Here is an 11,971-nt window from a genome sequence, read left to right on the forward strand (position 1 = left end):
AATGACTACAGAGTGATTGATCTAACCATACGATCACACTAAGAAAGAGAGAAATATGTACACGATCAATAGATTTTCTCAGCTTTGCAAAATGAGTGCACGTATGTTGCGACACTATGATAAAGAAGAACTTTTGAAACCAGCGCATGTAGAGGCTACAAACGGCTATAGATATTATGAAAAAAGCCAACTAGAAACAGCGTTACTTATTAAGAGACTGAAAGAATATCGATTCTCCCTACCCGAGATTAGAACTATCCTTCAGACATCAGATAGAGAACTGCTGACTGAATGGATGCATTCAAAAATACTTGAGTTATCCAGTGAGATGAATCGAAATAGACAAATCATTGCAGAAATGCAAGAGATGATTGAAATCAAAGTGAATTTGATTCAAGGCGAACGAAGATCTTTTGATATATCGCTCGGAATGAGAAACGAGAAAGAGGTCCTAAGTCAAAGATTGCAAATTAACATTGCTGACATGGACAAGTATGTTGATTCCTTATATGAACAAGCGGAAAAAAGTAATATTAAGTTGCTTGGTGTTCCGTCTGTCATTTTTCTTGATGAGGCGTTTACCCCTGACCAAAGCGATATTGAATTGATGATCCCAATCCTTCATAAGAATGACGGCGATGCATCGAGGAAATGGCAAATAAAAAAACTTCCGCCAACTTTGGTTGCTACTACCTTGTATATTGGGAGTTATGACTATATCGGTTACGCTCATATGGCACTTGAAGAATGGATAGATGGCGGCGGCTATAAAAAGGATGGTCCACCTTATGAAACCTACTTAAAAGGTCCAGAATGTGACTGTCCTGAAGAAGAGTTCGTGACGCAGATCTGTTTTCCTGTGATCAAAAAAAGCCAGGCAATAGATGCTTGACCTTGACACTATGTCAACGCTTATTCTACTTCCAGAGAACGAATCAGAACATAAGGAGATTTCATAATGAATAAGTTAGTTGTATTGTGCTCAGGGGTTATACTATCGGCTGTTTTCTTAATGGGATGTAATAAAATTAAAGCAGAAGAAGGTCGGCAAGTAGGCAAATACACAATGCCTGATGAAAGCAGCAAACATGAAGGTACATGGTTGCAGTGGCCCCATAACTTCACTTACGGTAAAGATTATAGGGACAAGGTTGAGCCTATTTGGATAGAAATGACTGATGCCTTAAGCGATGGGGAAAATGTTCATATTATTGCATTTGATAAATACGAAAAGAACTATATTTATGATCTTCTGTATGACGAAGGTATAGATATGGATAAAATCGACTTCTACATTGTTCCTACTGACGACGTATGGGCAAGAGATACTGCACCGATTTTTGTATACGACAAAGACAACAATATTAAACTCATGGACTGGGGATTTAATGGATGGGGTAAGAAAACGCCATATAAAAATGATGCATTAATCTCGAAGAGACTTAGTAAACAGCTTGGCACGGAAACCATTGATCTAAATGATGTTGTCCTTGAGGGTGGAGCATTTGAACTGGATGGTAATGGTACATTTTTATCGACACGTAGTGCGGTTACTAATAACAATAGAAACCCCAAATTAGCAGAAGCTGATATTGAGGAATATATAACCGAGTATCTTGGGGCTACTAATTTTATTTGGTTAGATGGTGTGCCAGATCTTGATATTACGGATTTTCATATTGATGGATTCGTTAAAATTCATGAAAAATCTACAATAATCACAATGAAAAAGAATGACTTAGCAGAATGGGGTGTCACTAATAAGGATATCCAAACCTTAATGAGCGCTAAAAATGCCTTCGACAAGCCTTATCAGTATGTGTATCTACCAATTAGTAAAAACAATGTAGTGCTAGATAATGGTGAAAACTTGGGGTACAAGGGTTCATATATTAATTACTACATTGGGAATACAGTTGTATTAGTCCCGAATTACAATGATCCTAATGACAAGACAGCAAACGATATTATCCAAAAACTATACCCTGACCGCAAAGTTATTGGAATTGATGTAAGGGAGCTCTATAAAGAAGGCGGTATGATTCATTGTGTCACACAACAACAGCCCGTCCGTTTAAAGTGATTGATTGTTGCAGTGACCTTTACGACTTGAAAACTAATGGACTCTCGGTATCCTTTAAAAGGCCCGGCTTAGCTCCTCAAATGAGCTGGGCTTCCTGGGACAAGCCGCTCTCTTTCCGAAGAGCACGGTTTCGATTAACAGTGAAAAGTATGCTGCCATAATATTTATTATAAGCCACAAAATTTGAGGTGATCGGAATGTTAGAGCGTTCTATGGAGAATGTAATGGAATCCGTGAAGGGAAGGAGTGATGTGTAAAATAAAAATGAAAAAAGGATGATGACAATGAATAAATACCAAACTATAAATAGCGATGGATTTGAACTGAATTATTGTGTAAAAGGAACTGGAAAACCTATTTTGGTGATAGGCAGCAGTGTTTATTATCCTCAATTATTCTCAGAAGATTTATATGATACATTTCAATTTATTTTCCTTGATCATAGAGGATTTGTGAAGCCGCCCCGAACTCTGCAACCGGAAGATTATAGATTGGAGAAAGTATTAGATGATATAGAGACGGCAAGGCAAGATCTTAACTTAACAAATTTCATCTTATTAGGGCATTCAGGACATGCTTTCATGGCTTTGGAATATGCTAAAAAATATCCCTACCATGTCCAAAAAGTTGCCTTATTGAATTCAGCACCTACAAATAGCGGGGAAAGACAGCGTCAAAGTTTTGCATTTTTTAATGAGACAGCAAGTCCGGAGAGAAAAAGACAGTTCGAGATGGATATTGCTTTGTTAGAAAGCGACATTCAGAAAGATCCTGAACGGCGATTCGTTCACATGTGTATTCGGATGGGAGCCCAAAGCTTTTATGATTATACATTTGACGCAGCTTACATGTGGGAAGATGTATATACGAATATGCCAATTATCGATTATCTGTGGGGAGAAGCATTCGCAGAATTGAATCTTATACAATCAATCAATAACTTCAACAAACCAGTATTTATCGGTTTAGGCAGGTATGATTATTTGGTAGCGCCTGTTTCACTTTGGAATTCTGTTAATGAAACCTATAAGCACGTCAAAAAAGTGATCTTTGAGCATAGTGGTCACAACCCAATGTTTGAAGAACCTCGAATCTTTGACAAAGAGCTAAGCAAGTGGATCCTTGAGGACAATTGAGGCTTTCCTTTGTATAACGAAAAACACTAAGTTGATTCTTAGTGTTTTTTATTTCTTACTCTTTTCAGTTAAACCATACCTAAGTCGAACAGAGGATTTGGGGGATGACCCTTTATTAATCTAAATTTGTTCAGTTGTCATCTTCGTTAACGCCTATATTTCGCTCGCATAAGAGCGTTATTTTTTCTTCACCGGTATCCAGATTTCTCCCGAAACATTCCCATGCCGTGCCATTCCATAATACATTTCGAAACTTGGGCCCTCAACCTGTTCGTATTCAGATGTCGGAAACCACTCAGAATAGATTCGTTGCCATAGTTTTTGCATATCACATTGCGGCTCCGGGAAAATCGCCCACGTTAATGTTGGGACAGAAAGTTTTGTAAATCTCTCCGGAATTTCAAGACCCTTAGGTAAATGATAACAGACCATGTATTTGAAAGATTCTTTAGTGTGATCGTAAAGGGCAGCGTGTAACATGGTGTCACCAAAACGTCCCAGTAAGTCGTTCATAAGATCAACGCTGCCATCATCATCACATTTTATACGGAATTGAGGAACTTCAGAGAACGCTGTTTTCTGGTCTGCATTTATAAATCCATATACTCCAAACATCTCAAAAGAACCTCTTTGCTCAATACGGTAATTCATTTCGACATCCCCTTTTATTGAAATATGAAAGGACATTCGAGGATAGGCTTTTAGAGAAACGCCTGTATCGCGCGCAGATGTCGGCATAATACCATGAAGATTCTTAAAGGCCCGTGCAAACGCCTCCGGCGAATCATATCCATATTTCATAGCTACATCAATAACCTTTGAGTCTGTTGTCTGCAGTTCGAATGCCGCCAATGTCAATCGTCGACGTCGAATGTACTCCGACAACGATACGCCAGTAATAAATGGAAACATTCTTTGAAAATGATAGGTAGAGCAACAGGCTCTCTGTGCTATTTCATCAAATGAAATAGTGTCCGCTAGATTTGTTTCGATATATTCCATGGCACTATTCATCCTGTCCAACCAATCCATCGTATTCCCTCCCTTCAATGTAATTTTATCGGAATAAAAAATGAATACCTTGCAATTTCTGCACGAAAAAGTCAGCAAAAAACTTGCCCTTATTTATGATACGGTTCTCCGTATCATAAATAGGGCGAAAATTTTAGAAAGTACAATCGTCGAAATTCCGCAAAAGGCGCTGCTTCAACCCTTCTTCGTTTGTTGTTAGCTCCTGCATGATTGGAATGCTCATATCGGTATTGATATTGTATTTAAGACCCCAGTGCATAATGGCAAATACGACTGGAAACAGATCAAGTGCCTTTTGCGTTGGGCGAAACATCGTTTGTGCGCGGTTTGATTTGCCTTCTGTTTTGATGAGCAGGCCTGCTTCAATGAGCGATTGGAGCCGCGCACTCAAAATATTGGTAGAGATGCGCTCTGTTGAAGCAAGAAACTCGCGGTAATACCGCTTGTTATGGATTAGGACGTCACGAAGGATGATCAGGCTCCACGGGTCTCCCCATATATCGAGCGCATAGACGATGGGACAAACGGTTGAAGTTCGCTTTTTCATGAGCACAATTATACTATTTGTACTTGCATTTTACAAGTACGTATTCTATACTCTGTTTGCAACTCAACAAATGAGCGAAGGAGATCACTCACATGAATCATAGTTACAGGACTTCTTTCATGGTAGATCAGAGCCCTGAGGAGGTATACGGCGCCATTAATAATGTCCGCGGATGGTGGTCAGAAGAAATTGAAGGCAAGACCGACGAGCTCGGTCAATTTAAGCATCACTACCAGGATATCCACCGTTGCACCCTCCAGATCACTGAACTCGTTCCAGGTAAAAAGGTGGTTTGGCACATCGTAGACAACTATTTCAACTTCATAGAGGACAATAGCGAATGGAAAGATACTGACGTAATCTTTGAAATCGTCAAGAAGGGCGACAAAACGGAGGTTAACTTTACGCACGTAGGGCTCGTCCCAGCGTACGAATGCTACACCGTCTGCTCGGACGCCTGGGGCTTAAACATCAATGGCAGCCTGCGAAGCTTGATTAGCGAGGGTATAGGCCAGCCTCAATCAAACGATCAAATCGTCGAAAAACACGGCCTGGAAAATGCATAGAAATATTCTTCTTTAGACAGAAAATAAAAACTCACCCTTTATAAACTGTACCCTATCGAGTAGACACTTTTAAAAAGTCTCTCGGTAGGGTATTTTTGTTTATAACGAAGAAGATAGGGAAGAGGAATGATATGAGCAAGAAAATATTTACAGATAAAGAGATCAAGCAGTTATCTAATAATCCGTATGTGAGGTCCGTATCTTCAAAGGCAATTACATATACAGATGCGTTTAAGCAATTGTTTATCTCAGAGAATAATAAGGGGAAGCCACGCCTCAGGAAGACCCCTTAAACGGGAGCTAACGCTCGAAGAGAAGAATGCCAAACTGGAGGCTCAGAATGCCTTGCTACGAGCGGAGAATGAACTGTTAAAAAAGATTCGTTTCATGGAAAGGAGGCAGAACAAAGGATAGCACTTTCATCTAGCCAGAAATTTGTCTTTATTCATACCACCATCGAGAAAATCACTTATTTATTTTACGGATCGGGTAAAAAAGCCTATTTATCCACAATCAAAGATAGTTCAACCAATGAGATCCTGGCATATCATGTTTCAGATCGAATCACAATGGATCTTGCGACAGATACTCTCTTGAAACTTAAGAAAAACCGAAGGTTTAAGCGAGCTGACGGTGCCTTCATTCACTCTGATCAGGGATCTCATTATACACATCCGGATTTTCAAAAAATGCTTAAGAAAATGAAATTAAAACAATCCATGTCCAGGCGGGGAAACTGCTGGGATAATGCCCCACAAGAATCTTTTTTTGGTCATTTTAAAGATCAAGCTTCCATTAAGCCTTGTTTGACTTTGATTGAGTTGAAACAGGAGATTAAGGATTACATGACCTACTATAACCACTACAGGTATCAATGGGATTTAAAAAAGATGACCCCAGTTCAATACAGAGATCATCTTCTTCAATCTGCTTAGACTTTTTTTAAATGTCCTTTACATAGGGTACAGTTTATTAGAGAGTGAGTTTTTATTTTGATTCCATGCATGTGGCACGGACGAGTTGTTTATCCGCTGCATCCCTAATGCACACCTTACTTGCGTCAAATTTATACAAATGGATGTGGAATATACAGTTCTTCTAAACGGGTAATTTCTTCAGAAGTCAATTTAATCGACAACGCCAAAACCGCATCTTCCAGATGGCTGATTTTGGTCGAACCCATAATCGGCGCTGTGACCTCTTCCTTTTGCAGCAACCATGCAAGTGCAATTTGTGCGCGCGAAATTCCCCGGTTAGCGGCAATTTCCACAACTCTTTCCGCGACTTTGCGATCAGCCTCTTCCGTTTTATTAAACAAAGCCTTTGCTACCTGGTCCTTCTCTGATCGCGCGGTCTGCTCATTCCAATCCCGAGTTAACCGGCCTGCAGCCAAAGGCAGGTAAGGAGTGACGCCAACTCCCTCGTCTCTGCAAAGGGGGAGCATTTCTCGTTCTTCTTCCCGATAGAGCAGGTTTAATCTATTCTCCATGGAAACGAACCGTTTCCAGCCGTTGCGCTCTGCGACATGCTGAGCTTTCGCAAACTGCCATGCCAGCATGGAGGATGCTCCGATGTATCTGACCTTGCCCGCCTTAACTAAATCGTGAAGAGCCTCCATGGTCTCCTCAATTGGCGTATTAGGATCCCACCGATGGATCTGGTACAAATCGACATAGTCTGTTCCGAGTCGTCTTAGACTGTTATCAATTTCGGTCATGATAGCTTTACGGGAAAGTCCCACAGCATTCGGACCTTTGCGCATCGGAACAAATACCTTTGTTGCTATGACGACTTCGTCACGTTGAGCAAAGTCCTTTAGAGCACGCCCGAGAATTTCTTCGCTTGTTCCGTCGGAATACATGTTGGCGGTGCTGAAAAAGTTGATGCCCGATTCGAGTGCCTTCTTAATGATCGGTCTGCTTTGCTCCTCATCAAGAGACCATGGGGTATTGCCGCGTTCAGGTACTCCGAAGCTCATGGTTCCAAGACTTAACCTTGAGACCTCTAACCCGCTGCGTCCAAGTTTTACATATTCCAATTGATTGCACACTCCTTAAGGATATTGGGAAGGCATTCAAGCCTTCAGGTTATCTACACATATCTCCGTGAGCCAGTGCCACTCGAGACTACGTCACCACGGGAGTTGGCGTCTTTCGTTTGAGAATGTGCCCGTCGGACCGTCCTCGTTGAGGAGTGCAAGGCGCACGGGATGTCGCGCGGCTTGCTCGACGGTGCCCGTGCCCTCAAAGTTGTTGAGATCCGTCGCGGTGAAGCCCGGGCATACCGCATTGACCTTAATGCCTGTCGACTCGAGTTCAATGGCAAAGGCGAGCGTAATCGCATTGAGAGCCGTCTTCGAAGGGCTGTAAACGGCGCCGAACATCTCGCGATGTGAATTAGTCGGATTCGCGTTCAACGTCAGCGAGCCCGAACCGCTTGATACGTTGACGATACGCGCTGTCGGCGCTTCACGAAGGAGCGGCAGCATCGCTTGCGTGACGGCGATGACGCCGAACACGTTCGTCTCGAACACTGCTCGCACCTCTTCTAGAGAGGCTACGCTTGGGCGCCCCGACTTCCCGACCTCCTCAAGAGGCCTGCCCAGCTGACCTTGGTGCGATATGCCCGCATTGTTCACGAGCACATCGAGACGACCGAGCTCACTCCGGATGCGCTCTGCCGCGGCGGAGATAGAATCCTGCTTTGTAACGTCGAGTTGGAGGCCATGGGCATCCGCTCCGATACTCTTCGCGGCCGTCTCCCCTTTCTCGAGATTGCGGGAGCCGACGAGCACAGTGAAGCCGTGAGCCGTGAGATCTTTGGCGATTTGAAGACCAATTCCTTTATTGGCTCCGGTGACCAAGGCCACGGGTTTATCCTGCATAAGAAACAACTCCTTTAGTGGGGATTTACTGTTCGATACAGGTTAATACATCAACTTGGTACTCGACAGTTTTCTCCGAGGTTGACACATCAACTTAAATATAGGCTAACACCTTGTGGTTGATGTGTCAACCATGATATTATACTTGCATGGATATCAACAAAGTAAACGAAGATGAAATGCGAATATGGAATATGTGGAAAGGCTCCTTTAAACGAATCTTCGGTCGCGTTGTTAAGGAGCTTTCTGAACGTACAGGACTATCAGAAGGAGACTTTGGAATACTAGATCGGTTAATCCAATTCGGAGATGGCAAGCTTCGCCAACAGGAACTAGCCGACTCGATGAACTGGGATAAGAGCAGATTATCCCATCATTTGACGCGGATGGAAAAACGGGGCCTTGTTAAAAGGGGGCCATTAGACGCAGATCGTGGTGTCCAGGTCATCATTACTTCTGCAGGAAAAGCAGCTTTGGATGAGGCCCTGCCCATCGTCTCAATGGCAATACGCAAGTATTTTCTGGATCAATTAACCGATCAAGACATTGAATCGATTACGAAGCTTGCGGAAAGAACAAAAAGCGACCCTAGCCTCTAGTAAAGCCTCGTTAACTTGATCGCTTCTCTGGGCACTGTCCATGCTGTATATTCGAAAACGACAAGGGACTGAACCGGTCTTTCCCTTTATCTGTACCTCCAAGAAACACGCAGCAGCCCGTTTAATTCGGCTTTTCCGCCAGTCGTGGGTAGCTCACCCCCTTTTCGCCTCATTTATGATACGGTTCCCCCCGATTTATCTTCACCGCGCGATAAATCTGCTCCACCAGCACCAGGCGCATGAGCTGATGAGGCAGCGTCATGCGCCCGAAGCTCATGCGCTGCTGCGCGCGGCGCATGACCTCGTCGGAGAGCCCATGGCTCCCTCCGATGACGAACACGACATGGCTCGTCCCATAGGTGCCGAGCCGGTCAATTTCTGCGGCAAGCTCTTCCGAGCTCCACAGCTTGCCGTCGATCGCGAGCGCAATGACATGCGCCTCGCTCTTAATGTGCGCGAGGATGCGTTCCCCCTCGCGCGCCTTAACAATACCGACCTCTGCTTCGCTTAGAGAGTCGGGCGCTTTTTCATCTGCCACCTCAATCACCTGAAATTTCAGGTACGGCGTCAGTCGTTTAGCATACTCTGCGATGCCACTAATCAAGTACTTTTCCTTCAATTTTCCTACGCCAATAAGTTGAATAAGCATAAATACCTCCTATTATAGTCCTCTATAGAAATAGCAAAAGGACGCGCTCTAGGCGTCCCTTATAGTTTTAGTAAGTACCTTCTCTCGCCCAATCCTTATATATCTTGTGTTTCATGTATTCCCTGTCCTCATAGGTCAATCCGTTACTTCCCTTCCTCCCGCTCCTCCATCGCAAAATCCGGTTTTTCTCCAGCTTCATAAGCACTTAATATAGAATCCAGCAAACCTGGGAACCTTGCGTTAAGATCCTCCGTCCGCAGCGACAGTATGCGCTGTGTTCCTTGCACCCGCGTAAAAACTACCCCTGACTCACGCAAAGTACGGGCATGGTGAGACATGGTGGACTTTGCAATCGGAACGTTGAAGCCGTTGCAAGCCTGCTCTCCATTTAAGTGAATATCCGAGACGATATGAAGGCGAATCGGATCGCTGAGCGCATACAATATGGAAGCAAGCTGAATGTCCTTGCGGTCCGGATGAAATAGTATTTTCATGGATGATTATCCCCTTTGTCCTACAATTCATACGAAAAAAATATTGTTGTTCCTAATTGCATTTTATATCAACGCATGCTATATTTCAATTGTTCGTAAGTAATCGAACTATTAAACAATAATAAAAGGAGTGCTTCACACATGACTTCTGTAAATAACCTTTCCGCAAACGCGGATCATGAAGCCTCCGCTCCGGAAGCGACTCTTCCACGGGAAGGCTTGCTGACTCTGCTGTTCAGCATCGCTGTAGTTCTCGTCATCATGAATACGGCCATGTTCAATCTGGCACTGCCTGATGTAACTGAAACCTTCGGAATTACGGCTGCATCCGCTTCTTGGATTGTTACCGGGTATTCCATTATGTTCTCAATTTCCTCCATCACGTACAGTCGTCTCTCTGACTTTCTGCCGATCCGCCGCCTGTTAGTAATCGGGCTGTTGACGCTAGGTTTTGCGGCTGTTGCTGGATTTTTCAGCACCAACTTTGTCTTTCTGCTAATCGTACGCATTCTACAAGCGTCGGGCGCGGGCGCAGTCATGTCCTTATCGCTTGTCCTGTTTACCCGCTATATTCCACAAGCCCGTCGGGGAAAAGCGATGGCGACGATTATGTCAGCCGTTTCACTCGGTCTAGGGCTTGGGCCGGTAGCGGGCGGAGCCATCGTCGAATATCTCGGCTGGATCTGGTTGTTCGCTGTTACAGCAGCTATTTTGCTTCTCGTGCCGCTGTTCCTTATCCTGCTGCCCAAAGAGGTACCCACACGTGGCTCCTTCGATGTCCTTGGCGGGCTGCTCTTGGGCGTCGGCACCACTGGGCTGCTGCTGTTCCTAACCAGTGGGCTGTGGGTGGCCTTGGTCGCCGGAATTGTAGCCATTGCTTTATTTGTTGGCCGCATCCGCAGCACGCCAGACCCTTTTGTGCTGCCTGCGCTTTTCCGCAACCGCTCCTATCTCGTCCTGGCGCTGGTCGGAATCGCCTCCTATCTGTGCAGCTTCGCCACCCTGTTCCTGCTGCCACAGATTCTGACTCATCGCTTTGGCTTCAGCGCAAGCCATGCTGGACTTGTGATCTTTCCGGGCTCGCTGCTGGCCATTTTCGTTTCCCGTTCCGTCGGAAGAATCATCGACCGTTATGGTAATGCAGGGATTTTACGCTTTGCTCCACTGCTAGTGCTGACCGCTACTGTACTGTTCGCTTTTTTTGCCGGGCGATCCTGGGTTGCCGTCATGCTTATCTATATGATTATGAGTCTTGCCTTCACGACGTTGTCCAGTAGTGTCTCCAATGAAATCTCTCGGATTCTGCCATCTTCGCAGATCGGCTCCGGGATGGGACTGTTCCAATTGCTGCAATTCTTTAGCGGTGCCTTCAGCGTAGCTATGGCCGCAAGCGCACTGGAATGGCAGCGCGGGCTGCCGCTCTGGACGGCCTACTCCAACATATACTGGGGACTCTCGATTGCCGCACTGCTTGCCATCATCTCAGCCATTCTCTACCGCAAGAGCAACCGCGGGGGTTCACCAGCCAACATGGCAGACGCAGCAGATGCCTAAGATTAATCCTTTAATTCCATACAGTATTAAACGCAAAAACACCTTACAGCCCATTTGGGACTGCAAGGTGTTTTTTATAAGTCTTAACGGTCTTTAGACCACCAAATATTCCGCATTCTTCTCACATTCCACACATTTGGCCGGCGGGTCCCAGTCCGAGAACTCGGTCTCCTTCAAGTCCACAATATCTGGTGCATCCTCATACTCGTCCACAAATTTGTCGATGGCTAATTCTACATGTTCTTTACATACTACATACATTCAACCAAGCATCCCTTTCTGTGCCGCTACGGCCTAATACTCCTTCTATTGTTCTACCATACTTCCCACGAAAAAGGAACTCCTATCTGCCGATTCCAGCGATCTGTTCATCCATTGTCTATATTCTTGCCCTCCTACAAAAAAAGATTCCTCTCACCCCAATGGG

General features: G+C 44.5%; 13 protein-coding genes and 1 pseudogene. 7 read left to right on the top strand and 7 right to left on the bottom strand.

What is annotated here, in order from left to right:
• Positions 1-55 precede the first annotated feature (55 nt).
• The 3 genes from MHB64_RS30230 (at position 56) to MHB64_RS30240 (ending at position 3,219) form a co-directional block, all read left to right on the top strand.
• A complete protein-coding gene (locus tag MHB64_RS30230; RefSeq protein WP_341136020.1) occupies positions 56-892 on the top strand; it encodes a MerR family transcriptional regulator in 837 nt (278 codons plus the stop codon).
• A gap of 66 nt (positions 893-958) precedes the next feature.
• A complete protein-coding gene (locus tag MHB64_RS30235) occupies positions 959-2,083 on the top strand; it encodes an agmatine deiminase family protein (protein ID WP_341136021.1) in 1,125 nt (374 codons plus the stop codon).
• Between the two features lie 284 nt (positions 2,084-2,367).
• Positions 2,368-3,219, top strand: coding sequence for an alpha/beta hydrolase (locus MHB64_RS30240; protein ID WP_341136141.1), 852 nt, complete (start codon positions 2,368-2,370; stop codon positions 3,217-3,219).
• A 177-nt stretch (positions 3,220-3,396) separates the two neighbouring features.
• Here MHB64_RS30240 and MHB64_RS30245 read toward each other — a convergent pair whose 3' ends face one another.
• Positions 3,397-4,251 carry an AraC family transcriptional regulator gene (locus tag MHB64_RS30245; RefSeq protein WP_094869785.1) on the bottom strand — a complete coding sequence of 285 codons (855 nt, stop codon included), beginning with the start codon at positions 4,249-4,251 and terminating at the stop codon, positions 3,397-3,399.
• 133 nt (positions 4,252-4,384) lie between these two features.
• The gene (locus MHB64_RS30250) at positions 4,385-4,798 is read right to left on the bottom strand and encodes a winged helix-turn-helix transcriptional regulator (protein ID WP_094869784.1); all 414 of its coding nucleotides are present in this window, start codon (positions 4,796-4,798) and stop codon (positions 4,385-4,387) included.
• A gap of 92 nt (positions 4,799-4,890) precedes the next feature.
• On the opposite strand from MHB64_RS30250, the gene MHB64_RS30255 reads away from it, so the two are divergent.
• Positions 4,891-5,364 (top strand): SRPBCC family protein, encoded by a 474-nt coding sequence (locus MHB64_RS30255; RefSeq protein ID WP_094869783.1) that lies wholly within the window; start codon positions 4,891-4,893, stop codon positions 5,362-5,364.
• A 131-nt stretch (positions 5,365-5,495) separates the two neighbouring features.
• Positions 5,496-6,299 (top strand): annotated as a pseudogene (locus MHB64_RS30260) (IS3 family transposase).
• Positions 6,300-6,430: 131 nt separating this feature from the next.
• Here the strand turns inward: MHB64_RS30260 and MHB64_RS30265 are convergent.
• A complete protein-coding gene (locus MHB64_RS30265; protein ID WP_094869781.1) occupies positions 6,431-7,402 on the bottom strand; it encodes an aldo/keto reductase in 972 nt (323 codons plus the stop codon).
• 93 nt (positions 7,403-7,495) lie between these two features.
• Positions 7,496-8,248: an SDR family oxidoreductase gene (locus tag MHB64_RS30270; RefSeq protein WP_094869780.1), complete on the bottom strand. Its 753-nt coding sequence runs from the start codon at positions 8,246-8,248 to the stop codon at positions 7,496-7,498.
• Positions 8,249-8,397: 149 nt separating this feature from the next.
• Here MHB64_RS30270 and MHB64_RS30275 point away from each other — a divergent pair, with 149 nt between their 5' ends.
• Entirely contained in the window at positions 8,398-8,847 is a 450-nt protein-coding gene (locus MHB64_RS30275) for a MarR family winged helix-turn-helix transcriptional regulator (RefSeq protein ID WP_094876562.1), read from the top strand.
• Positions 8,848-9,016: 169 nt separating this feature from the next.
• Here the strand turns inward: MHB64_RS30275 and rlmH are convergent, their stop codons facing one another.
• Both rlmH and MHB64_RS30285 read right to left on the bottom strand, forming a co-directional pair.
• Positions 9,017-9,496, bottom strand: coding sequence for a 23S rRNA (pseudouridine(1915)-N(3))-methyltransferase RlmH (gene rlmH / locus MHB64_RS30280; RefSeq protein WP_094869753.1), 480 nt, complete (start codon positions 9,494-9,496; stop codon positions 9,017-9,019).
• A 143-nt stretch (positions 9,497-9,639) separates the two neighbouring features.
• Positions 9,640-9,990: an ArsR/SmtB family transcription factor gene (locus tag MHB64_RS30285; RefSeq protein WP_094869752.1), complete on the bottom strand. Its 351-nt coding sequence runs from the start codon at positions 9,988-9,990 to the stop codon at positions 9,640-9,642.
• A 141-nt stretch (positions 9,991-10,131) separates the two neighbouring features.
• Here MHB64_RS30285 and MHB64_RS30290 point away from each other — a divergent pair, with 141 nt between their 5' ends.
• Entirely contained in the window at positions 10,132-11,544 is a 1,413-nt protein-coding gene (locus tag MHB64_RS30290) for an MFS transporter (RefSeq protein WP_094869751.1), read from the top strand.
• 93 nt (positions 11,545-11,637) lie between these two features.
• Here MHB64_RS30290 and MHB64_RS30295 read toward each other — a convergent pair whose 3' ends face one another.
• Entirely contained in the window at positions 11,638-11,805 is a 168-nt protein-coding gene (locus MHB64_RS30295; RefSeq protein ID WP_076301545.1) for a CxxH/CxxC protein, read from the bottom strand.
• Positions 11,806-11,971 lie beyond the last annotated feature (166 nt).

It is taken from the genome of Paenibacillus sp. FSL K6-2859, from assembly GCF_038008265.1.
Classification (GTDB): domain Bacteria; phylum Bacillota; class Bacilli; order Paenibacillales; family Paenibacillaceae; genus Paenibacillus_AQ; species Paenibacillus_AQ nitricinens.